Source organism: Saccharothrix stipae (assembly GCF_054781895.1).
In genome coordinates, this window is record NZ_BAAGTN010000002.1 from 468070 (window position 1) to 489508 (window position 21439).

General features: G+C 71.6%; 38 protein-coding genes. All 38 read left to right on the forward strand.

All coding sequences use genetic code 11. The annotated features are described in order from the left end of the window. Positions 1-37 precede the first annotated feature (37 nt). The 38 genes from ACYVLT_RS04965 (at position 38) to ACYVLT_RS05150 (ending at position 21438) form a co-directional block, all read left to right on the forward strand. On the forward strand, positions 38-511 hold the full coding sequence (locus tag ACYVLT_RS04965; RefSeq protein WP_461118893.1) for a hypothetical protein: 474 nt from the start codon (positions 38-40) through the stop codon (positions 509-511). Then, on the forward strand, positions 508-777 hold the full coding sequence (locus ACYVLT_RS04970; protein ID WP_461118894.1) for a WhiB family transcriptional regulator: 270 nt from the start codon (positions 508-510) through the stop codon (positions 775-777). Before ACYVLT_RS04965 ends, ACYVLT_RS04970 begins: the two co-directional genes overlap by 4 nt. Before the next feature lie 879 nt (positions 778-1656). After that, complete coding sequence (locus ACYVLT_RS04975; RefSeq protein ID WP_461118895.1) at positions 1657-1818, forward strand: hypothetical protein; 162 nt, start codon at positions 1657-1659, stop codon at positions 1816-1818. Next, on the forward strand, positions 1815-2483 hold the full coding sequence (locus tag ACYVLT_RS04980) for a zinc finger domain-containing protein (protein WP_461118896.1): 669 nt from the start codon (positions 1815-1817) through the stop codon (positions 2481-2483). The genes ACYVLT_RS04975 and ACYVLT_RS04980 overlap by 4 nt, the downstream gene beginning before the upstream one ends. Positions 2484-2555: 72 nt before the next feature. Next, positions 2556-3041 carry a hypothetical protein gene (locus ACYVLT_RS04985; protein ID WP_461118897.1) on the forward strand — a complete coding sequence of 162 codons (486 nt, stop codon included), beginning with the start codon at positions 2556-2558 and terminating at the stop codon, positions 3039-3041. Then, positions 3038-3328, forward strand: a complete 291-nt coding sequence (locus tag ACYVLT_RS04990; RefSeq protein WP_461118898.1) for a hypothetical protein — start codon at positions 3038-3040, stop codon at positions 3326-3328. Before ACYVLT_RS04985 ends, ACYVLT_RS04990 begins: the two co-directional genes overlap by 4 nt. After that, positions 3325-3735 carry a hypothetical protein gene (locus ACYVLT_RS04995; RefSeq protein WP_461118899.1) on the forward strand — a complete coding sequence of 137 codons (411 nt, stop codon included), beginning with the start codon at positions 3325-3327 and terminating at the stop codon, positions 3733-3735. The genes ACYVLT_RS04990 and ACYVLT_RS04995 overlap by 4 nt, the downstream gene beginning before the upstream one ends. Further along, positions 3728-3922, forward strand: coding sequence for a hypothetical protein (locus tag ACYVLT_RS05000; protein ID WP_461118900.1), 195 nt, complete (start codon positions 3728-3730; stop codon positions 3920-3922). Before ACYVLT_RS04995 ends, ACYVLT_RS05000 begins: the two co-directional genes overlap by 8 nt. Then, positions 3919-4134, forward strand: a complete 216-nt coding sequence (locus ACYVLT_RS05005) for a hypothetical protein (protein ID WP_461118901.1) — start codon at positions 3919-3921, stop codon at positions 4132-4134. Before ACYVLT_RS05000 ends, ACYVLT_RS05005 begins: the two co-directional genes overlap by 4 nt. Next, the gene (locus tag ACYVLT_RS05010) at positions 4131-4937 is read left to right on the forward strand and encodes a DNA cytosine methyltransferase (protein ID WP_461118902.1); all 807 of its coding nucleotides are present in this window, start codon (positions 4131-4133) and stop codon (positions 4935-4937) included. The genes ACYVLT_RS05005 and ACYVLT_RS05010 overlap by 4 nt, the downstream gene beginning before the upstream one ends. A 10-nt stretch (positions 4938-4947) precedes the next feature. Further along, positions 4948-5226, forward strand: coding sequence for a hypothetical protein (locus ACYVLT_RS05015; protein WP_461118903.1), 279 nt, complete (start codon positions 4948-4950; stop codon positions 5224-5226). Further along, on the forward strand, positions 5223-5642 hold the full coding sequence (locus tag ACYVLT_RS05020) for a hypothetical protein (RefSeq protein WP_461118904.1): 420 nt from the start codon (positions 5223-5225) through the stop codon (positions 5640-5642). The genes ACYVLT_RS05015 and ACYVLT_RS05020 overlap by 4 nt, the downstream gene beginning before the upstream one ends. Then, a complete protein-coding gene (locus ACYVLT_RS05025) occupies positions 5642-6898 on the forward strand; it encodes a hypothetical protein (protein ID WP_461118905.1) in 1257 nt (418 codons plus the stop codon). Before ACYVLT_RS05020 ends, ACYVLT_RS05025 begins: the two co-directional genes overlap by 1 nt. 162 nt (positions 6899-7060) lie before the next feature. After that, entirely contained in the window at positions 7061-7471 is a 411-nt protein-coding gene (locus ACYVLT_RS05030) for a helix-turn-helix transcriptional regulator (protein WP_461118906.1), read from the forward strand. Further along, the gene (locus ACYVLT_RS05035; protein ID WP_461118907.1) at positions 7471-7644 is read left to right on the forward strand and encodes a hypothetical protein; all 174 of its coding nucleotides are present in this window, start codon (positions 7471-7473) and stop codon (positions 7642-7644) included. The genes ACYVLT_RS05030 and ACYVLT_RS05035 overlap by 1 nt, the downstream gene beginning before the upstream one ends. Then, positions 7637-8044 carry a RusA family crossover junction endodeoxyribonuclease gene (locus ACYVLT_RS05040; protein ID WP_461118908.1) on the forward strand — a complete coding sequence of 136 codons (408 nt, stop codon included), beginning with the start codon at positions 7637-7639 and terminating at the stop codon, positions 8042-8044. The genes ACYVLT_RS05035 and ACYVLT_RS05040 overlap by 8 nt, the downstream gene beginning before the upstream one ends. Positions 8045-8049: 5 nt before the next feature. Next, on the forward strand, positions 8050-8238 hold the full coding sequence (locus ACYVLT_RS05045; RefSeq protein WP_461118909.1) for a hypothetical protein: 189 nt from the start codon (positions 8050-8052) through the stop codon (positions 8236-8238). Then, positions 8235-8843, forward strand: a complete 609-nt coding sequence (locus tag ACYVLT_RS05050) for a WhiB family transcriptional regulator (protein ID WP_461118910.1) — start codon at positions 8235-8237, stop codon at positions 8841-8843. The genes ACYVLT_RS05045 and ACYVLT_RS05050 overlap by 4 nt, the downstream gene beginning before the upstream one ends. Before the next feature lie 4 nt (positions 8844-8847). After that, entirely contained in the window at positions 8848-9075 is a 228-nt protein-coding gene (locus ACYVLT_RS05055) for a hypothetical protein (RefSeq protein WP_461118911.1), read from the forward strand. Beyond that, positions 9072-9380: a hypothetical protein gene (locus ACYVLT_RS05060; RefSeq protein WP_461118912.1), complete on the forward strand. Its 309-nt coding sequence runs from the start codon at positions 9072-9074 to the stop codon at positions 9378-9380. Before ACYVLT_RS05055 ends, ACYVLT_RS05060 begins: the two co-directional genes overlap by 4 nt. A gap of 38 nt (positions 9381-9418) precedes the next feature. Beyond that, positions 9419-9985 (forward strand): hypothetical protein, encoded by a 567-nt coding sequence (locus ACYVLT_RS05065; protein ID WP_461118913.1) that lies wholly within the window; start codon positions 9419-9421, stop codon positions 9983-9985. Further along, positions 9982-11271, forward strand: coding sequence for a PBSX family phage terminase large subunit (locus ACYVLT_RS05070; protein WP_461118914.1), 1290 nt, complete (start codon positions 9982-9984; stop codon positions 11269-11271). Before ACYVLT_RS05065 ends, ACYVLT_RS05070 begins: the two co-directional genes overlap by 4 nt. 24 nt (positions 11272-11295) lie before the next feature. Beyond that, entirely contained in the window at positions 11296-12891 is a 1596-nt protein-coding gene (locus ACYVLT_RS05075; protein WP_461118915.1) for a hypothetical protein, read from the forward strand. Positions 12892-12894: 3 nt separating this feature from the next. After that, complete coding sequence (locus ACYVLT_RS05080; protein WP_461118916.1) at positions 12895-14082, forward strand: phage minor capsid protein; 1188 nt, start codon at positions 12895-12897, stop codon at positions 14080-14082. Between the two features lie 23 nt (positions 14083-14105). Next, positions 14106-14438, forward strand: a complete 333-nt coding sequence (locus ACYVLT_RS05085; protein ID WP_461118917.1) for a hypothetical protein — start codon at positions 14106-14108, stop codon at positions 14436-14438. Between the two features lie 29 nt (positions 14439-14467). After that, positions 14468-14809, forward strand: a complete 342-nt coding sequence (locus tag ACYVLT_RS05090) for a hypothetical protein (protein WP_461118918.1) — start codon at positions 14468-14470, stop codon at positions 14807-14809. After that, positions 14809-15090, forward strand: coding sequence for a hypothetical protein (locus ACYVLT_RS05095; RefSeq protein WP_461118919.1), 282 nt, complete (start codon positions 14809-14811; stop codon positions 15088-15090). The genes ACYVLT_RS05090 and ACYVLT_RS05095 overlap by 1 nt, the downstream gene beginning before the upstream one ends. A gap of 28 nt (positions 15091-15118) precedes the next feature. Continuing rightward, a complete protein-coding gene (locus ACYVLT_RS05100) occupies positions 15119-15826 on the forward strand; it encodes a hypothetical protein (RefSeq protein WP_461118920.1) in 708 nt (235 codons plus the stop codon). A gap of 139 nt (positions 15827-15965) precedes the next feature. Beyond that, positions 15966-16829 (forward strand): phage major capsid protein, encoded by an 864-nt coding sequence (locus ACYVLT_RS05105; RefSeq protein ID WP_461118921.1) that lies wholly within the window; start codon positions 15966-15968, stop codon positions 16827-16829. 15 nt (positions 16830-16844) lie between these two features. Beyond that, positions 16845-17210, forward strand: coding sequence for a hypothetical protein (locus tag ACYVLT_RS05110; protein WP_461118922.1), 366 nt, complete (start codon positions 16845-16847; stop codon positions 17208-17210). A gap of 2 nt (positions 17211-17212) precedes the next feature. After that, positions 17213-17458 (forward strand): hypothetical protein, encoded by a 246-nt coding sequence (locus ACYVLT_RS05115; RefSeq protein WP_461118923.1) that lies wholly within the window; start codon positions 17213-17215, stop codon positions 17456-17458. A gap of 97 nt (positions 17459-17555) precedes the next feature. Then, positions 17556-17756, forward strand: a complete 201-nt coding sequence (locus tag ACYVLT_RS05120; protein WP_461118924.1) for a hypothetical protein — start codon at positions 17556-17558, stop codon at positions 17754-17756. A gap of 51 nt (positions 17757-17807) precedes the next feature. Then, positions 17808-18209: a hypothetical protein gene (locus ACYVLT_RS05125; RefSeq protein WP_461118925.1), complete on the forward strand. Its 402-nt coding sequence runs from the start codon at positions 17808-17810 to the stop codon at positions 18207-18209. Beyond that, on the forward strand, positions 18206-18565 hold the full coding sequence (locus ACYVLT_RS05130) for a hypothetical protein (protein WP_461118926.1): 360 nt from the start codon (positions 18206-18208) through the stop codon (positions 18563-18565). Before ACYVLT_RS05125 ends, ACYVLT_RS05130 begins: the two co-directional genes overlap by 4 nt. Positions 18566-18589: 24 nt before the next feature. Continuing rightward, positions 18590-19450, forward strand: a complete 861-nt coding sequence (locus ACYVLT_RS05135) for a hypothetical protein (protein ID WP_461118927.1) — start codon at positions 18590-18592, stop codon at positions 19448-19450. Positions 19451-19486: 36 nt separating this feature from the next. Next, the gene (locus ACYVLT_RS05140) at positions 19487-20350 is read left to right on the forward strand and encodes an N-acetylmuramoyl-L-alanine amidase (protein WP_461118928.1); all 864 of its coding nucleotides are present in this window, start codon (positions 19487-19489) and stop codon (positions 20348-20350) included. 11 nt (positions 20351-20361) lie between these two features. Beyond that, positions 20362-20643, forward strand: a complete 282-nt coding sequence (locus ACYVLT_RS05145; RefSeq protein ID WP_461118929.1) for a hypothetical protein — start codon at positions 20362-20364, stop codon at positions 20641-20643. A gap of 3 nt (positions 20644-20646) precedes the next feature. Further along, a complete protein-coding gene (locus tag ACYVLT_RS05150; protein WP_461118930.1) occupies positions 20647-21438 on the forward strand; it encodes a hypothetical protein in 792 nt (263 codons plus the stop codon). The last annotated feature ends 1 nt before the right edge of the window (position 21439 follow it).

Sequence of the window (21439 nt, forward strand, 5' to 3'; positions counted from 1 at the left end):
CCGGCGCGGCCCGCACCCGTCCACACAGGAGCCCACCATGCCCGCCACCGTCGAGGACTACCTGGACGCCCTCGCACCACTCGTCGCACGCCTCGTCGGCGCCGTCCACGACGAAGGCCCCGACGACATCACCGGCGCCCTCATCGCCTGCCGCGCCCTCCCCGCACCCCACCAAATCGACCCCCAAGCCGCCATCCCGATCATGCTCGCCGCCATGGTCGACCCCGACAAACGACCCAGCGAACTCCTCGCCTGGACCGGCCAGCTCGTCGGCCGCACCACCGGCGACACAGCGGCCGCCAACCCCCTCGCCGTCGAAATGACCCTCGCCGGCCACCTGCCCGCCCACGCCCTCAACCGCGCCGAGATCGACGAAGCCGTCGACGAACTCCTCCGCCGCGGCTGGACCCAGGACGACATCCGCGACCACCTCCAGGCCGAGCCCCGCGACGCCGACGCATGGGTCCGCGCCTCCCGCGCCCGCACCAAGCGCGCCAAGCAGGCCGCATGAACATCACCCCGCCGCCCGACTGGCACGCCGACGGCCTCTGCAACCAGACCGACCCCGACGCGTTCTACCCCGACCAGGCAGGCGACAGCGCACCCGCCGCCCGACGCGTCTGCGCCACCTGCCCCGTCCAACCCACCTGCCTCGAAGACGCCCTCGACCGCGAAGGGGAGTACGGCGTGTGGGGCGGCATGACCGCCCGCCAACGCCGCAACCTCCTCGCCGCACGGCGCCGCACCACCCAGCACCACGACACCACCGCGGCCTGACCAACCGCCCCACCGACCGGAGGCCGCACCACCGTGAACACCAACCGCTGGGACTTCGAACGCGCCGTCACCGCGTCCACCCTGCCCGCCCCGTCCCGGCACCTGCTCCACGTCCTCGCCATCCGCGCCGACGCCGACACCGGCGTCATCCCTGCGGAGTTCTCGCCCAGCCACACCCAACTCGCCCAGGACACCGGCCTATCGCGGCGCACCGTCATCGACCACCTGGCCGCGGTCGAAACCGCTGGCTGGCTCCGCGTCAAGCGCGCACCGGTCGCCCAGCAGCGCGCCGACCACACCCGCAACCAGTACCGGCTCGCACTCCCCAAGAACGCCGCCAAGCTAGTGCAGCAGGCGCACCCGGCGGCCCCGAAAGCTAGTGCAGCTCCTGCACCCAGGGCTAGTGCGACAGCTGCACCACCTAGTGCAGGAGCTGCACCCGGGACACGCGTAGGGGCTAGTGCAGGAGCTGCACAGGCTAGTGCGACAGCTGCACACGTAGTTAAACCAACTACTAAAGAACTACAAACCCAAGCGCCTTGCGGCGCTTCACGCACGAGCGCAGGCGCACGCACACGAGACCGCCTCGCCGAGCTCAACGCCACCGCCGTCCGACACCCCGAGGCCTACGCGCTCGTCACCCGCTGGGAACAGCAACTCCCAGACCCCCTCCGCCCCGCAGTCCGAGCCGCCCTCAACGTCCAACTCGACCGGCTCCTCGACGACCTCGGCGACCGCGCCAACCTAGACACCCTCCGGGCCGCCCTCGACGACTGGGGACGCCGCGGACGCACCCCAGGCTTCATCGCCAACTGCTACGACGACGCCGCACGAGCAGCCAGAGCAGCCCTGACCAGTCAGGACGTCCCGGGGTCGCGCGTGCAGCCGCCCGCGAGCGGCTCGGATCGGGCGTCGAAGGCGCTCGGGTTCCTCGACCCGCGTGACCCGTACCTCGCCCACATCGGGCGTCAGCAGCCCAGCCAGCAGCCGCAGTTGCCGCCCGGCGAGTTCCGGGTGATCGAAGGAGGTCGTTCCGCGTGATCGAGCACGAGTTGAGCGTCGAGGAGCTGCACGCCGTGGCGGTCGGCCGGGGCCTGGCGGTGGCTGCAGGGATCGACCCGAGGATGCCGCGGTCGGACCCGGACGGGTTCATCCGGGCGACGTGGGTGGACATGCTGCGCGACGTGCCGGCGGAGGTGATCGAGCAGGCGGTGAAGGACTACTACCGCTCGGACCGGTTCGCGCAGAAGCGGGAGACGATCGCGCCGGCGGACGTGGTGCAGTGGTGGAACGCGCGCCGGCCGCCGACGGAGCGGGAGCGCACCGGCCTGAACCGGGCGACCGAGCGGAAGACGCCGCGCGCCGAGCTGGACCCGCAGCGGCACCGCGACGGCGTGGACAGGGTGCTCGCCGCGTGGCAGGGCGCGCGGGCGATCCGGCGCGGTGACGACCCCGATTACGCGATGGAGATCGCCCAGGGCGAAACCGCAGTCCGGCGCGAGTTCCTGTCGCGGCCGTGCCCGCACTGCGGCGCCGGTGAGGGCTCGCCGTGCGTGGTGCCGTCGACGGGCGAGCGGCTGACCAAGTCGCCGGCGCACGACGCCCGGATCAACGCCGCCCAGGTGGCCGCAGCGGGCACGCGCGGGCACGCGTTGGCCGAGCTGGAGAACGTCGTGGTCGCCGCAGAGACCCTTTCGTCACCCTAGATTGTTGCGTGTGCGCACGCCTGTTGATAGCGTGTGTGCACACCGCATCACCGGTGACACCAGGGAGACGACATGCACACCACCACCAGCCGCCTGACCAGCGGCACCGAGATCAGCGCCCCGTGCGCAGGCCCCTGCGTGCCCCTCACCACCAAGACCGCCGGCGTCGAGGGCTACGTGGCCGACCACCCCACCGGCATCGTCGAGTTCTGCGACACCTGCCGCACCTTCTGGCCCGCCACCACCCTCGCCTTCGACGCGGCCACCGGCGGCCTCATCTGCCCCGCCTGCCGGACCGCCGACACCGACCCCGCGCGCCCTGCGCTGGGCGACACCCTGACCGGCCACCAGCAGGCCCTCATCCAGCAGGCCACGCCCGACATCCCCGGCGACGGCCGCTGGATGCGCCTCCCGGAGATCAGCGGCCTCACCAGCTACCGCGACCTGACCCGCCTGACCAACCTCGGCGTCGCGTACCGCAGCGGCGACCAGTTCCTCCTCACCGCCGCCGGCCGCGACATCCACCGCCACCTGACCACCGCGCAGGTGAACGCGTGATGCCGCACCGCCACACCAAGCCCGCCCACCACCCGCACTGGGCGGCCGCGCTCGACCTCCTCGCCTGGATCCTCCTGCCGATCTTCGAGAAGCTCGACGACCTGTCCAGCTGGCTCGCCGACATGCGCCCCGACGAGCGCGTCCACCAGGCCGCCCGGCTCGTCATCGCCGTGATCGTCGCCATCGGGCTGATCGTCGCCCTCACCGCATGGCAGCCGCGCGACACCCGGCCCGGCCCCATCCAGACCGCCGTGAACACCAGCGCCGTGAAGGTCGTGCAGCCGTGAACCAGCCCCCCGCCCTGCGCCTGGCCGCCAACCTGGCCGTCCTCGTCGCCCACCTCCGCGCCCACCCGCACCTCGCCACCGTCAACGCGAACGCTTACGAGGGCAGCGTGTGGCAGATCGCCGGCGGCCACGGCGGCCTCCGCGCCGACGCCCAACGCCTCACCGAGTGGGCCGACACCATCCCCGACGCCCACATCAGCGCCCTGCGGTACAGCTCCGAGGTCGCCGAGGGCGTCGCCAACGACGTGAAGATCGGCGTGTACGGCACCCTCGACGGCCGCGACATCGAGGTGTGGGGCTCGTTCGACGCGTCCGACGCACTCGGCCTCGTCCACGGCCAGGAACGCGACCTCACCATCGACGACCTGCGCGCCCTCGCCACCCGCGAGGAGAACGACCGTGGCTGACCGCATCAACGCCCTTAACGGGTTCGACCAGAGCGACATCGCCCCCGACGGCGACCGCCGGCAAGTCATCTGGGACGCCGACGAGCAGGTGCTGCACGTCGAACTCCGCGAGGACTACGGCGACACCACCACCCGCCACTACCGGCTCGTCGAGGTCGAGAAGCAGTGGACCGAGGTCCAGGCGTGACCGCGCTCGTGAGAGGGCTGGCGCTCGGCATCACCCCCGACGAACCCGAACCCGACCGGTACCAGCACGGCGACGAGGTCGTGGTCGGCACCAAGTCGGGCGACATCGACGCCGTCGTCGTCCAGCACCACGACGACGGCTGGGTCGAAATCACCAGTCCCCGCGGCGAAGTCGGCTGGACCGTCCACGAACGACAGGTCAGCGCGCGATGACGGCACCCGCCTACCCGCCGCTGCCCGGAGGCGGCACACCACACCCCAACCCGCCGCTGAACGTCCTGTCCCTGTTCTCCGGCGTGGGCGGCCTCGAACTGGGTCTGGAGCGCGCTGGCATGCGCACCGTCGGTCAGGTCGAGATCGACCCGCACGCCCGCCGAGTACTCGCCCACCACTGGCCGGAGGCACCCAAGCATGACGACGTCCACACCGCCGTCGAGTGGTGGACAAGCAAGTCTCGACCTCGCGTGGACCTCGTCGCCGGAGGACCGCCCTGCCAGCCGTTCAGCCGCGCCGGACGGCAACGGGGTGTCAGCGATCCACGCTGGATGTGGCCCGCGATGGAACGAGTGGTCCGCGCGCTACGACCCCGCTACGTCGTCGTGGAGAACGTCGTCGGGCTTGTTCGAGACGCCGATGCCTTCGGATGGATCCTCGGCGACCTGGCCCAGCTCGGGTTCGATGCGGAGTGGAGTGTGCTCTCCGCGTGCTCCTTTGGTGCCCCACACACACGTGAGCGCCTGTTCCTGGTGGCCTACGCCAACGTTCTCGATGGGGCGCCACGGCTGGGGCTTGGGGGCGAAGGAGCAGGACCGGTACCGGGAGTCGACGAAACGGCGCGTGCTTGGCGTGATCGCGTCGACCGGTCGGTGGAGACCGCCGATCGGGATGGTCGAGAGCTTGATGGGTCTGCCGCCCGGCTGGTTGGCATGGGCGGAAACTCCGTCGTCCCCGCCGTCGGAGAGCACATCGGGCGCCTGATCGTCCACCACCACCTGTCTGCCGCCGCCGTGGCCTGAGGAGACACCCATGACCGACAAGACTTCCGGGCCGGCTTCGCCGGTGGCCTCCGGCACTCCGGCCAAGATCGAGCGCATTCCCGCCGGTGACGACGTGTTCGCCAACCCGTGGATCGCCTGCACCAACTGCAACGGGCAGGTCACCCACGTCACCAGCCCGCCGCTGACGAACCAGCCGTGCGGTCACCGCGCGAGCACGATCACGCTGTGCCCGTCTTGGAGCCCGGCCGACGGCTGCACGTGTGCCGAGCTGGAGATCATCCACGACGCCCCCGAGGTGTCCCGGTGACCACCTTCACCCCGGACCCCACGGGCAGCGGCGAGCAGTATCCGACCGCTGTCGTCGAGTCCTCCTCCGAGTTGCACGGCCTGCGGTACGTGACCATCGGCGACGACGGCCAGTACATCGTCATCCTCGGTCACCCCACCCGCGAGCAGGTCGGGACCTTCGCGCCCGTGCTGGCCGAGAAGCTGTGGCAGGACGCCACCTTCGCCGCCGACTACGACGACCTCGACTTCACCTGGGCCCGCGTCCTGTGGACCTGCCCGGACCACGGCGGTGTCCGCACCGGCGGCTGCCAGTGGTGCTCGTGGATGGAGCCCGGCGTCTGGGGTCTCGACTGGTCGGTCCCCCAGGGCTTCCCGTCCGACGTCAACCGCACCAAGCCGGGCTACTTCCCGGTCGCGATCTGGGAGGACTGCTGATGGCCACCCCCGAGCCCGTGTCGCCCGCCCCCGACACCGCGCTGCCGCTGCTGGCGGAGTTGCTCGCCGAACTCGACACCGCCCACCGCGAGCGGGACAAGCTCTGCCGCGAGGTCGACCGCTTGACCGCCGCCGGTGCCAGTCCCGCCCCCGACACCGAAGCACCGCCGCTGGACTTGCACGAGCGACTGCTCGCGCTGGTGCCGTACATGTCCCGCCGCGTGCCGCCCGCATCGACGGAGAACCTGCTCGACCAGGTGGCCAGCGACATCGGACAGGAACGTCGGGTGCGGGAGTTGCTGCTCGGCGCGTTGGCCATCGTGGTGGAGCCGTTGGGCATCACCCGTGAGCAGGTCGAGTCCAGCCCGCACGGCGAGGCGATCCGGGCACGCGAGCAGGTGGCGGGGTTGCGCGCCGACCTCCACCGAGCCCGCGACGAGCGGGACGCCCGTCAGCGCGTGCTCGACGAGATCCGCGAGCACCTCGACCTGCCGGACACCGCCGACCTCGCCATGGTCGAGTCGACAGCCAGAGCGGCGATCCAGACGGCCCACGACCTGACCGCCGAGCTGGCCCGTGTCTCCGGTGCCCGCCCCATCCCCGACGACGCGGCGGCGGTGGACAGGCTCGCCGTGTGGCTGTTGCGCGCGATGGGCGGCAACATCGTGGACGGCCCCGGCGACGCCGCAGCGTGGCAGGACGCGTTCGAGAACGGCTTGACCGACAACCAGCGCGCGACGTGGCGTGCCGCTGCTCGCGCGCTGCTGGCCGACCTCGGGGCCACTCCCACCACGGGCCCGGCACCCGCAGCAGCGGACCCGACCGCGCCCTACCGCCACCTGCTCGGCGCGATCTGGCTGTACGTGGACTGGCGCTACCTCACCAAGCAGATGACGACCGAGCAGAAGGAACTGTGGGCCGACGCGGTGGACGCGTTCGGCGAGCCGCAGGAGGGCAAGGCGGAGCGCTGGTGGCGTGAGCCCGCCGCGCCGCAGGCCCCGGCGGAGCCGACCGACGACCCGCTTGTGCCCGCGCCCGGCTTCGGCGTCACCAACCGGGACTACATCCACGAGAGCGACGTCGCCGACTACGAGGCGGAAGAGCGCCGGCTCGCGGGCGAGGCGGCCGCACGCGTGGACACCGCACCCCCGGACGCGCTCGCCGACTTCGACGCCCAGATCCGGTGGGTCGACGGCCCGGACGACGACTACGGCGACGACCTCGGCGGCTGGGCCAGCCGCACCCGGGAGGCGTGACATGCGCCCGACCCAGCCCATCCCGCTCGGTGGCGTCGCCTGCGGACGCTGCGGCCACCCCGGCCACCGCCACGACCCGCGCACCGGCCGCACCGAACACGTCGACCCGCGCGTGCCGCCGTGCCAAACCCAACCCCCGACCGTCCCGAAGGGAGACCGGCCGTGACATCCACCCAGCCGCAGCGGGTCATCGACCGGCTCACCGTCGCCCGCCTCAACGTCCGCAACCTCCTGCCCGGCCCGGCAGGGAACGCGCTCGCCGGACTGCTCCAGCCCAAGCTCGACGAGCACGGCGTCCCGGCCGACGTCGAACCGCTCCTGACCGTGGCCGACGCACTCCAGCAGCCGCGCGACGTGCCCGACCGGCCCGACATCACCGACGCGCAAGCCGTCGTGCTCGCGCTCATGGCCGAGGGCATGACGGCGGCCCAGATCGCCCGCAAGCTCCAGATCTCCCGCGGCACCGTCTACGCCCGCAGAGGTGAGGCCTACCGGCTGCTCGGCGCCAACGACGCCCCGCACGCCATCGCCCTCGCCATCCGGCACGGGCTCATCGCTGGGCGGGCCGCGTGATGGCCGGCGCGTTCGAGACCGGCCGGTGCCCGTTCTGCGGCCGGCGCGCGATCCGGGTGGAGCAGCAGACCGGGCGCCGCGTCGACCACCGCACCAAGTCCGGCAGGAAGGGCGCGCACTGCCTCGGCTCGGGCCGTCACCGCTCCAGCCTGCCCGAGGTGCGCCGTGGCTGACGTGTTCGAACTTGAGGTGCCGATGGTGCCCGGCAAGACCGGCTTCGTGCCGCCGCTGACCGCGAACGACCGGCTGCACCGCATGGTCGAGGCCCGCCGGGTGCGCCTCGTGCGCGGCTTCGTGTGCGCCAAGGCGCGTGCCGCCCGCATCCCCGTGGCCAAGCACCTCACCGTCCAACTCCACTACGCGCCGGGCGACAACCGCCGGCGCGACGCCGACAACCTGTACCCGACGTTCAAGGCCGCCTGCGACGCGCTCGCCCGCGGCCCCCGCCGGGACTGGGTCGGCCTCGAACTCGTGCCGGACGACACGCCGGAGCACATGACCAAGCTCGCTCCGCTCATCCACCCCGGCCCCGGACCGCGGCGGCTGTGGCTCACCGTGGAAGTGGAGAGGTGATCCGCATGCTCGGTGGTGCGCTGGCCGCGTTGTTCGGTCTCGGAGTGGCGGGCCTGGCGTGGATGGTCGCCCTCGCCGTCGACACCGCCCCCGAGATGGACGTGCCGGAGGACGGTGACGACCTGCTCACGTGGGCCGCCGCCAACCCCGACGCCACCCGCTGCCCCGACACCCCCGCAGAGGAGGGCTTGTGACCGCCGCCGTCGAGCTGCCGCGCGTGCCGTGGGCGGTGCCGGACTGGCACAACGACGGCGCGGCCTGCCGCCTGTTCCCCGAGCTCGACCGGCCCGAGATCATCGCGGACGGCAAGGTCGTACAGCGGGCGTTCAACGCCTGGTTCGAGGCCAAGCCCGGCACGCCCGCCGCGCTCGCCGCCAAGGTGATCTGTGCGGCGTGCCCGGTCCGGCTCGACTGTGCGACCGGCGCGCTGGAGCGGGGCGAACCGTGGGGGATCTGGGGTGGGCTGGACCGCGCCGACAGGAAGGCCATCGCCCAGGAGTTCGGGTTCCCGCTGCCCGGCGATCCGCCGCCGCACGGCACCAACGCCCGCCGGGTGAAGTGGAACTGCGACTGCCGGCCGTGCAAGGACGCGCACGCCCTGTACGAGGCCGAGCGCCGCGCCAACGCCCGCCGCGCGCTCAAGTCCCGCGGCCTGTGGCTGTCGCCGCTGCTCGTGCTGGTCGCACCGGTGAGGGTCGGCAGGGTGCGGCTGTGCCCCGGCCAGTACCTGCTGCCGCTCGACCTGCCCGCACCCAAGCACGCCGAACCCGAACCCTCGGCGCTCGCCGCCGCAGCCTGAGAGGATGAGCAGCATGGACGAGATCGGCAAGAACTTCCGCCCGACTACCCCTGACGAGGTCGAGAAGGTCGCCCACGCGCTGGAGAAGTTGGCCGCTATCGTGCGCAAGCACGCCCCGTCCAGCGTCGCCCTCGACGTGGCACACAGGTTCGTGGACATGCCGCCCGAGGACGGCTACTTCCAGACGGCCCACGCTGGCCTTGAGCGCGTCGTCGTCGAGGTCCGCTGGTGACCGGCATGGATGACCTGGCGACGTGGCTGCGTGCCCAGCTCGACCACCACGCCGACGTGCACCGCAAGCTGGTGGAAGCCGAAGGCGACGACCCCACCGGCGAGAGGGAGATCGACCCCGACGGGTTCTGGGCGCTCTGGGACGCGCACGACGGCATGTTCAACGAACTCGTCGCCGAGCTCAGCGCACCCGACCTTCCCCGCGGCCAGCGGGCCACCTTGGACGCCCTGTTCCGCCTCCTCGGCTCCGCCTACCGGCACGCCGACGGCTACCGCGACGAGTGGCAGCCGCCCGAGGTCTGGTGACCAACACCGGGTGACAGCGGGGGCGCACGCTCCCGCACGTGCCCGAGCAGCCCCGCATCCCCGACGACGTCCGCGACGCCGTACTCGACGACGTTCGCACGCTCGCAGGCACGCGCGAGGGCAGCGTCCGCGCCATCGCCCGACGCCACGGCATCAGCAAATCCTCCGTCGGCAGGCTCGCCGACGACGCCGGACTCGGCGACGCATGGGCCGCCGGATCGGCACAGACCGCCCAGGCCACCGAGTCCCGCCTCACCTACGTCCGCGGCCAACGTGCGCTGTTGCAGGAAGACCTGGTCGACAAGGCGTCCGACCTGGTCGACCGCATGGACGACCTGGTCACCCACCTCAACGTCGTCAAGGTCGGCGAGTACCAAGAGACCGTTGAACACACCGTCCTGCCGCCGGGCCCTGGCGACTACCGGGCCATGGCGGCCGCCATAACCGCGCTGACCCGCGGCGCAGTCGACCTCGCGAAGCTCGACAACGACACCTCGCGCACCGAGGCCAGCGTCGGCCTGATCGACGACTTCTACCGCGCGCTGGAGAACGACCCCGACGTCACCGGTGACGAGGAGCCGCCGCCCGCCAGCGAGCCCGCGTGAGCATCCGCGCCCGCCTCAGCCCCAAGCAGAAGCGCAGCATCATCCGCGCCACCTGCCGCATCAACCTCTGGGACGGCGCGGTCCGCTCCGGCAAGACCGTCGGCTCGCTGATCCGGTGGCTCAAGTTCGTCCGCGACGCGCCCGCCCGCGGCGACCTTGTCATCATGGGCCGCACCAAGGACTCCATCGCCCGCAACATCCTCGGCCCCATCGCCGACCTCGACCCCGGCGCCATCACGTTCACCCAGGGCGCGCCCACCTGCAAAATCTACGGGCGAACCGTCCACATCGTCGGTGCCCACGACGTCAAGGCCGAGGCGACGATCCGCGGGTGGACGTTGTACGGGGCGTACGTGGACGAGGCCACCGTGATCCCGGAGGTTGTGTGGCGGCAGCTGCTCAACCGGCTCAGCGTGCCGGGCGCGAAGCTGTTCGCTACCACCAACCCCGACGCGCCTACCCACTTCCTGATGAAGGACTTCATCAAGAAGCTGGAGTTGCCCGAGGGGCACGAGGACCGGCCGAACATGGTGCGGTTCCACTTCCGGCTACCGGACAACCCGAGCCTCGACGCCGAGTACCTGCGATCACTGGAGGCCGAGAACCACGGCCTGTGGTACGAGCGCAACATCGAAGGCCGCTGGGTTGCCGCCGAGGGCGCGATCTACGGCATGCTCGACGAGCCCGTGCACTGCCGACCGGCACCCCCGCCGGACCGGTGGCAGTTCGCGTGGATCGGCATCGACTACGGCACCAGCAACCCCAGCCACGCCGTGCTGATGGTGCTCGCCACCGACGACACCGGCCGCGACGCCCTGTACGTCGTGGACGAGTGGCAGCACAACGGCCGCGAGCAGGGTCAGCTGACCGCGCCGGAGCAGTCCGCGCGCATGGCCACGTGGGCGGAAGCGCTGTTGGCCGACACCGGCCTCGCGCCGATCACCGTGCTCGACCCGTCCGCCGCGCCCCTGCGGGTGCAGCTGCGCTCCGACGGATGGCAGGGCGTGCGAGGTGCCGACAACAGGGTCGAGTTCGGCATCCAGGCCTGCTCGTCGCTGTTCGGCGGCGAGCGGCTGTACGTCGACAAGACACGCTGCCCGCAGCTGTGGGACGAGCTGTGCTCCTACGCGTGGGACGACAAGGTGTTGGAGCGCGGCGAGCCGGAGCAGCCGTTGAAGGTCAACGACCACGGGCCAGACGCCCTGCGCTACGCCGTGATGTCCGCGCGCACCGTGTGGCGGCTGTGGCTACCGCACCTCGCCGCCGCGACCGCACGGGCCGCGTGACACCGTGGGCACAGGCTCGCGCGTGTGCTGATCACGAAGGACTCCGCCTGGCCCCCGCCCGGTCACGACCGGCTGCGTAGACACTGGCAGGCGCACCGGGCCCTGTGGTCCGCCGACACCAACGAGATCGCCACCCACCTGCCCGTGCTCGTACCCGGCGGCTACTGGGACAAGCGGAAGAACCACCCCGAGGCCGCGGCGATGCACTCCGGGCTCGCCCTCGACATCGCCCGCACGTCGGCCGATCTCGTCGCCGGCGACACGCCCGCCCTCGACTGGGGTGAGGACCGCGGTGACCCGGAGGCGCCCAACGAGACCCCTATGCAGGACGCCTGGGACACCTACGCCCAGACCGTCGGGTTGGCGAACACGTTCCTCGAAGGCGCCGGTGCCGCGGCCGCGCTGGGCGGCGTGGTGCTGCGGCCCGCATGGGACATCACGCTCGCTCCGCACGCGCTGCCGACGGTGGTGCCGATCGACGAGTGCCTGCCCGAGTTCATCTTCGGCGTGCTGTGGCGGTGCGCGTTCGTGCAGGAACTGCCCGCGCCGGACGGCTGGGCGCAGCAGGAACGCGGCGAGGTGTGGCGGTGGATCGAGCACCACGAGCCCGGCCAGATCCGGCACGAACTCTGGTTGGGCAATGAGACCAGCGTCGGCCGCCTGCTCAGCCTCGAAGACCACCCGACCACGAAGCGGTTCCCGAGCGTCATCGACACCACGCCGATCCGACCGGAAGGCATCCTCGTCGAGCACTGGCCCAACGGCGAGCCGAATCCGATCGCCAAGGGCATGCCGCTGGCCCGCTCGGACTTCCAGGGCCACGAGACACGGCTGGACGCGCTGGACCGGGCGTGGGCGTCGTGGTGGCGGGACATCGACCTCGGCAAGGCGAGGATCCTCGCGTCCAAAGAGGCCATGGACCCCGTGTCTCAGGGCACCAGCGGTAGCGGCGGCGGCATCCGCGGGTTCCTCAGGGGACGGAATGCCACGCCGGCGCGCGCGTTCGACGTGGATGCCGACGTGTTCCAGTGGATGGACATCCCCGGCGAGGACACCAACGGCAAGCCCATGCCGTTCACGCAGGTCCAGTTCGCGATCCGGCTCGCGGAGCACGCGGGGTCGGTGGCCGCGGCGCTGGAGGACGTGATCAGCCGCGCCGGCTACAGCCCGCAGACGTTCGGCATCAACGTCGACGGGCAACTGTCCGGCACGGCGATGCGACGCAGGGAGCAGCGCTCGTACCGGACCCGCGACCGCAAGCGCCGCTACGCGCGATCACCGTTGGAGCGGTTCTGCGAGACGCTGGCGATCATCAACCACATGCTCGACGAGGCCACCTATCCCGAGCCGCCGCAGCGGCCGGTGCTGGAGTGGCGGGAGGGTGACCAGGCCGACCCGAAGGAAGTCGCCGAGATCGTCGAGCTGTACCGGCGTGCGCTGGCGATGTCCGACGAGGTGGCGGTCGCGATGGCGCACCCGGAGTGGTCCCCGGAGCAGGTGGTCGACGAGGTCAACCGGCTGGCCGACGCCCGCGAGGCCGAACGCAAGGCGATGACCGCGCCCGCGCTGGACGGCACCGAGCCGCTACCCGGCACCGAGCCGCCCGACGACGAGGTGTAGCCGGTGGTCCTCGGCGTCAACCCGGAGCAGGCTTACCGGTCGATCAAGGCGCTGACCGACGTGTGGGAGGTGGCGTCCGAGCGGATGCTGGCCACGGTCGCCCGACGGCTGGCGCGCGGGATCGAGGAGCCAGGTTGGGCTGAGCGGAAGTCGGCCGAGGTGCTGCTGGTGCGCTCCGACCTCGCCAGAATCGTGCAGGCCGCGGGCGCCGACCTCCAAGGCCAAGCGTCGGCGGCGCTGGAGGAGGCGTACGGGATCGGCGGCACGGTCGCGGCACAGCTGGGCGAGGTGGCGATCGAGACGAACGTCGGCCGCGTCGTGTCGCTCGTGAGCAGGTTCGTCGCCCAGATCCGCGGTTCGTGGCTGCCGGTGATCCGGGCGCACCAGGACGTGTACCAGCGGGCTATCCAGGACTCCGAGACGCTGATGGCCACGGGCACGATGGTCCGGCGCGAGGCGGTCGCGATGGCCGTCGACCACCTGCTCGTCGAGGGCCGCGAGCGGTTCACCGACGCGGCCGGGCGCCGCTGGCACCTCGACGCCTACGTGCGCATGGCGGGCCGGACGGCGGCGCAGCAGGCCGCGGTGGAGGGTCAGCTGGACGGGATGGTGGCGCGCGGCCGCGACCTGGTGGTGATCAGCGACAGCCCGCGCGAGTGTCAGCTGTGCGCCCCGTTCGAAGGCAAGTTGCTCAGCGTGTCCGGCGCGACACCGGAGGGCGCGGAGGTGGACGGGCACCGCGTGCACGGGACGGTGACGGAGGCGCGTGTGGCGGGCCTGTGGCACCCGAACTGCACGCACCGCGCCGACCCGTTCACGCCGGGCTTCACGCAGGTGCCCGAGCCGAAGGAGAACCCAGAGGGCTACGCCGCGGCACAGAAGCTGCGGCGTCTGGAGCGCGAGGTGCGCCAGCTGAAGCGGGCCGAGTCGGCGCTGAAGGAGCTGGGCGAGACGCAGGCGTTGCGGTCGGTGCGGCAGAAGATCCGGGCGAAGCGCGCGCAGATCGCGGCGCATGCGGACGCGACGGGGCAGAACCGGCGCCGCGAGCGGGAACGGCCGGTGGGCGGCGGCATGTCGGTGGAGGAGGCGCGCGCGTTGGCGTCGCGCCCGAAGCAGGCGCGCGCGCGGAAGCCGGAGGGGCCGCCGGAGCCGGAGCGGTTCGCGACGATCCGGGGTGTGGAGCTCGCGTGACAGCGCGCGGGCACGGTCACGGAATGACCGAGCAGAAGCCCAGCGTGGGCCGCATCGTCCACTACACCCTGTCCGAGCAGGACGCCGCTGCGATCAACAAGCGCCGCAAGGACGCCGGGAACCTGAACGCCGCCGGCGTCACCCTGGCTAGTCAGGAACTGGGCGCGCAGATCCACACCGGCAACCAGGTGAGCGCGGGCGACGTGTACCCGATGATCATCGTCCGCGTGTGGGGCGACCAGCCGACCAGCGCAGTCAACGGCCAGGTGTTCCTCGACGGCAACGACCTGTTCTGGGCGACCTCGGTGTCCCTCGGTGAGGGTGAGCGCCACTTCGTGTGGCCGCCGAGGGTCTGAGGTGACAGCGGGCGCGGACGCTCCCGGTCATGGCACGCACCCTCATCGCCGCGACCGACACGACTCGCGCCGGCGTCGAACCCACCATGACCGCCGTGGACGCCACGGCCAGCCCCGACGGCATGTACTTCGTGTGGACCGAGACCGCACGGCTGATCGTCAAGACCACTGGCACCGCCACCAACGTCACCATCGACATCCCCACGCTCGTCGACGGGCAGGCCGTCACGGACCGGGTGGTGGCCGTCGCCGCGACCACGGCGGTCGGGGAGATCATCGGTCCGTTCGGACCCGAGTACCGGCAGGCCGACGGTCGGGTCCACGTGAACTTCAGCTCGGCGACCGGCGCGACCGTCGGCGTCATCGACTGATGCGGCCGACCTCGATCCCCGCCGAGGCGGTCTGGAAGGGCGCGCGACGCATCGTGCTCGCCGCCCCTGACGGTGACCTGCTCAACCCGGACATCGCTCCGCTCGAAGTCGTCATCGACGAGGTGACGGTCAACGGCGAGACCGCCCCGCGGTTCAACGTGCGGTGCGCGCTGGAGCCGGGCGACCTGGAGAAGCTCGCCGCCGGCGGGCACGTGTGGGTGTCGTTCTACGGTGGCATGGTGCCGATGTGCGTGGACGTCACCGGTCCGGACGGCCGGTAGGTGACACGCGCTGCGGAGGCTGCGGGGCGTGACGACCCCCGCAGCGCCGCAGAGCGCCACCCCGCCCACCACCGGCCCCGCCGACGGCCAGCCGGCCGCGCCCGCCACCACGCCGCCCGTGCCCGGCCCGCCGCCCAACGCGCAGCCGCAGGGCAACCGGGACATGGCCGTTGCGCCCGCCGGTGAGCCCGCCGCGACCGCCGCCGACGCGCCCAAGACGTTCGGCGTCGAGGACGTCAACCGCATCGTGCAGGAGCGCTTGGCCGCCGACCGGATCGCCCAGAACAAGAAGTTCGCCGAGGCGCTCGGCATCGTCGACCCGTCCGCCCCCGTCGACCCCGCCAAGGCGCTCGAAGCCGAGCAGGGCAAGACCAAGGCCGCCTACAGCCTCGCGCTGTCCGCGACCGCCGAGTCCATCGCGCTCGCTGCCGGCATCAAACCGGAGCGGGTCGAGACGTTCGTCGCCCTCGCGAACGCGTCCGGCGTGCTCAAGGACGTCGACCTCACCGACCCCAACGCCAAGGCCGCGCTGCGCACCGCGCTGGAGACCGAAGCCGCCAAGTACCCGGAGTGGAAGGGCAGCGCCCTGCCGGCCGCGTCCGGCGGCGACCGGCAGGCGCCCAACGGGAAGCCGACGTTCACGCGCGCCCAGCTCGCCGCGATGCCGCAGAGCGAACTGCGGGCACGCAGCGCCGAGCTGCTGGAGGCGCAGCGCGAGGGCCGCATCGTCGGCTGACGATCGGGCCGGTGACACACCCCGGCCACGATCGACACGACTCGGAGGCAACCCGGACTACTCCACCGGGACACGGAGGTAACCGCCCGAACTCCGCGGGCACGACAGGAAGCAGCCACGCGGAGAGGAGAACCACCCCGTGTCCGTGGCAACGTACATCCCCGAACTGTGGGTCGCGGCGTTGATCGACCCGCTGGAGACCAACCTGGTCTACGGCCAGCCCCTGGTCTGCAACCGGGACTACGAGGGCGTCATCTCGGAGTTCGGCGACACCGTGACGGTGAACACCGTCGGCGAGGTCTCGATCAACGACTACGTCCCGTACGTCACCGAGGTCGAGCCCGAGCGCATCAACACCGCAGCCCGGAAGCTGAAGATCGACCAGGCCAAGTACTACAGCTTCGAGATCGACGACGTCGACAAGCGGCAGGCCCGCGGCGACCTCATGACCAAGTCGATGAAGCGCGCCGGGTTCCGCATGGCGTCCACCATCGACGCCTACCTCGCCTCCTTCTACACCGGCATCCCGTCCGGCCAGGTGCTGCCCGACTGGTCGACCTCGGGCACCGACGAGGAGGCGTGGGGCAAGCAGGCGTACTGGAACCTGGTCGACCTCGGTGTCCTGATGACCGAGAACGACATCCCGAAGGAAGGTCGCTACGCGACCATCCCGGCCTGGTACACCGGCCTGCTCCAGAAGAACCCGAACTTCACGCGGGTCAGCGAGTACGGCTCGTCCAGCGTCCTGCTGAACGGCGAGGTCGGCCGCGCCGCGGGGTTCACGCTGCTGGAGACGAACAATTGCCCGGCCCCGACCGGCAGCACCAACTTCGTCCAGGCCGGTATCGCGGACGCGCTGTCCATGGCGCACCAGATCACCGAGTCCGAGGCGTTCCGGCCCGAGAAGGGCTTCGCCGACGCCGTCAAGGGCTTGGACGTCTACGGCGCCAAGCTGATGCGTCCCGACCTGGTCGCGGGCGTCGAGGTCACCCGCCCGAGCTGATAGGAGACCGGAACCATGGCGCGTACCGCGCTGTCCACCACGAACCTGACCGGCACGCCGATCGCTCAGCCCGCGGGCACGGCGGTCGACGTGACGAACGGCCACGTCATCGCGCACTGCGAGTTCGAACGCACCCTGCTGCGGGTCACGAACACCGCGGGCGCGGACAAGGTCGTCACGATCAAGGCCGGTGCCTACCCGCCCGCGTTGGCGTCCGGGCTGGGTGACCTGACGTTCACCGTCCCGGCGACGACCGGTGTGTTCATCGTGCCGCCGCAGGAGTCGGGCCGGTTCATGCAGGCCGACGGGTCGATGCACATCGACTACGCCAGCGGCCACACCGGCACGATCACCGCGTTCAAGCTGCCGAAGGCGGTGTGACCGTGGCCGAGCAGAAGCGCTACCGCGGCGAGGGCGGCAGGGTCTGGACGATGGACCTGCCGCTGCCCGCCGAGATCGCGAAGCAGGTCGAGGCCGGTGCGCTGGTCGAGGTCGAGGCCTCGGACCCGCCGTCGAAGCCGCTCACCCCGAAGGAGGCTCTTCAGGAGCAGGCCGCGGAGTTGGGGCTGGACACGTCGGGCACGGTCGCCGAGCTGACGGCCCGGATCGACGCGAAGCTCGCCGAGTAGACCGGTGTCCCCGGTGCGTGCGGGTCGCGCCGTCTGCGGGGAAGGTGGGCCACCCACCGGGGACACCACCCTATGCTGAGATCGTGGAGGACTGCTGATGCCGTGGCTCGGACCGTGGCCGGACGCGCCGGACACCCACAAGCTGTGGGCCAACGAGGGCTCAACGCTCGCGGCCGCGATCCGGGCGTCCGGGTTCCGCGTGGTGCAGGCCGCGCCCGGCAGCGGTGGGCAGGACTCCACGGTCCTCGACGACGACCCTGGTGATCCGCCGGGTGACCCCCGCGACGAGCAGGACTAGACGGCCCGCCCACTGTGGCGGGCTGTTCCATCGTCGGGGAGACGAGGACAGATGAAGTTGATCAGGTCAGGCTGGGAGCCGTTCGAGGTGATGATGCTGTCCGGGCTGGCGGTGGCCAGCGGCGGCGCCTTGGCGATGTTCGACCGGCTGTCGCAGAACTCGACGATCCGGGGGTTCCCCGTGCCGTGGGGGCATCTGCTGTTGGTGTCCATCGTGGCCGGGGCGCTGGTGTCGCTGGCCGGTGCCGCTACGCGCACCCTCACCGGTGTGAAGGTGGAACGGGCGGGGCTGGTGGGGTTGGTGTTGTGCGGGGCGGTGTACGGGTCGTGGGCGTTGGGTCAGCACGGCGCGAGCGGGTTCACGTTCGCCATGATCTTGTTCTTCCTGGCCGGAGGAGCCTTGTGGCGGGTGCTGCGGATCAGACACGATCTGCGGGCGGGTGACGTGGCATGAGCATGCCGGAGTGGTTGCAGTGGACGACCCTGGTGGCCGGCGCGGGCGGCCCGCTCGGGACTGCGGCGCTGCTGGTGAAGGCGCGCGCGGACGCGAAGAAGACGGGCGCGGACACCACGGGTGTGCTGGTGGGCGCGTCGGGTGACGTGATCCGGCAGTATCAGGAGATGCTGGCCGGCCTGACCGAGGACGTCAAGGAGTTGAAGCGGAAGGACCGGGAGCGGGACGCCGCGGAGGAGCAGCACGAGATGCTGTTGCGGCGGCACTCGCGGTGGGACCGGACGGTGGCCGAGCAGGTGCGCGATCTGGGTGGTGTGGTGTCGGATCCGCCGCCGTTGTGGCCTGCCGTGGGGTGACACCCTGCGGCGACGCTGCACGGCGTGGCTGAGGTCTCCTACCCGTTCGACGGGTCTGCGGTTGATGAGCTGGCGTGGTTCCGTATGGCGTCCATGTTCGCCGCCGACGGGCTCAGGCCGGGCACGCCGAACGTCACCCTCAGCAGCGGCTTGTCGTTCGTGGTGCCTGTGGGGTTCGAGGCGATCGTGCGCGGCACCCGCTACTCGGTGGAGAGCTCGGCGCTCACGAAGACCGAGGCCGTCACCAACTCGAACAGCAACCCGCGGTTGGATCGGCTGGTGCTGCGCTGGTCGGCCGCGGCGAACAGCGTGACGGCGCAGATCAAGCGCGGCACACCCGGCGCGTCCCCGACGCTGCCCGCGCTGACGCAAGAGGCTGGGGTGACGTGGGAGATCGGCATCGCCTACGCCACCTGTCCCGGCGTGGCCAGCACCCAGAACTACAGCAACCTGGTGCGCGAGCCGATCTGGTCCGATCAGGGCGGGTTCGTGGAGTACAACCCGACGGTGACCGGGTTCGACACGTTCGGCGACTCGGTGCCCAAGGGGCTGTACAAGCTCGCGCTCGACGGGCTGCTGTACCTCCAGGGCAGCATCGTGGGCGGCACCGGCGTGTCGATGGGCTCGGGTGCGATCAAGGTCAGTCTGCCGGTCGGCCTGTCGATGCGCGCGCCCGGGAACCTGGGGACGTGGCATGGCCGCGGTCAGCACCGGCCGGTCGGCGGTGCGGCGTGGGCGCCGCTGGACCTGGACCTCGCGGGCAGCGAACTGGTCCTGTACGCGACGCATCCGACGACCGGGAAGCTGGTCAACCCGGGTGTGGTGCCGCTGGAGTTCGCGAGCGGCTCGGCGTTCAACTGGTCGGCGTGGGGCGAGCCTGCGTAGCCGGGCTGGGTGACACCCCGGCCGGACCGTACGTCCGTGCCCTACTCCAGCCCCCGCCCGCCCGGTGTCCGCCCGAGCCTGCTGGTTCCGCACACCGGTGAGGGCATCATCCGCCGCCACGACATGGCGGCGTACCTGAACAACAACCCCAACGCTTCCGCGCACGCCGTGTCGGACGCGGGCGGCCTGCTGTCCGACTTGGTGCCGGACGAGCGGGCGGCGTGGACTGCGGGCCCGACCGGCAACGCGCGCGGCCTGCACATCGAGCAGTGCGCATTCGTCGCGCTGTCCCGCACGCAGTGGCTGTCCGAGCAGGACGTCACCGTCTACGTGCCGCACCTCAAGGCCACCCGGCTGATCCCGTCACCGATGTCGATGCTGCGGCACACCGCCGCGTGGCTCCGCGCCAAGTCGGCCCGGTGGGGCATCCCGCTGGTGAAGCTGTCGCCCTCCGAGGTGCGCGCCGGGAAGTCCGGCGTGTGTGGCCACGGCGACATCTCCCTCGCGTGGGGCGAGACGGACCACACGGACCCCCAGCCGAACTACCCGTGGGACGTGGTCTTGGACCTCGCCCGAGGCGGGACCAACCAGAAGGACGAGGACGACGACATGCCCCGAGTGACGACCGGCGAATGGTCGCCGGGCGAGCACGCGCAGCACCTGGTGACCTTCCCGACCGTGGGCGACGCCGGGTTCTTCGGCATCGCGACCGGCTGGAAGGACGCGAAGATCGAGGGCCTGCTGTTCATCGGCGCGGGCCGCAAGTACCTGGGCGGGCCGCCGGCGTTCACGCTGCGATCGGACGACCGCCGCTGGTGGAAGCTGCCGGCCGGCTGCGACCAGGTGTCCATCCAGTACACGTCCGAGCGGCCGATCGCGTACAGCGTCGAGCTGGGCTGAGGGGGAACGTCGTGAAGAACCTGTGGGCGCGGGTGCGCGCGTACGTGTCGGACGTGCTGGCCACCGTGCGGGACATGGAGCCGGCGAAGTTGGCCGAGCGGGTGCGGCAGGCGCTGATCGCGGGCAACGCGCTGGGCTGGTGGGCGATCCCGGACACCCGGATCGCGGCCGCCGTGTCGCTGGTGTCCGCGCTGGCGTCGTTCGGTCTGACCCGCTGGGTGCGCAGCTCGGTGTGGTCGCGGGCGACGATGGACAAGGTAGCGACCGGCCAGCACCACCCGACGGAGGGCTGAGCGGTGCCGTTGCCGGGCAATATCTCGCTGGTCACCGTGACCGGCCAGTTCCTCACCTACACCGGTGCCGCGTGCACCGGCACGGTGAAGTTCCGGGCCAGCGGTGATCCGTGGCTCAAGGACGCCAGCGCCGACGCGACGTTGGTGCCCGGCGACATCGTGTGCACCCTCGACGCGGACGGGAAGCTCGTCGGTCCCACGGGGGCAGTCGGTGCGGGCGGGCTCGGCGTCAAGCTGCCCGCGACCGACGACCCGGATCTCGCGCCGACGGGGTTCGTGTACGACGTGACGGTTGCGGTGTCGGGGCAGCCGGAGCAGGAGTACTCGGTGAGCCTGCCGGCGCTGACCGCCACGGTGGACCTGGCCGACCTGGCGCCGGTGACGCCGGTGACGGGCGGCGGGGTGCCGGTGGTGACGAGCGTGGACGGGGTGACGCCGGACATCACCGGCGCGGTCGACCTCGACGCGGTGCGGCAGAAGGCCCCCGTCACGCTCACCGACGCCGCCACGATCACCACGGACGCCAGCGTGGCCAACGTGTTCCGGGTGACGCTGGCGGGCAACCGCACGCTGGCCAACCCGACCAACCCGGTCGACGGGCAGCGGCTCACGTGGGAGTTCACGCAGGACGCGACCGGCGGCCGGACCATCACCTTGGGCAACGCGTTCGTGTTCGGCGCGGACCTGCCGGCGGTGACGCTGTCCACCGCCCCGGCGGCGACCGACGTGCTCGGCGCCCAGTACCACGCGGCGTCCGGCAAGTGGCGCGTGCTCGCCCTGGCGAAGGGGTTCTGAG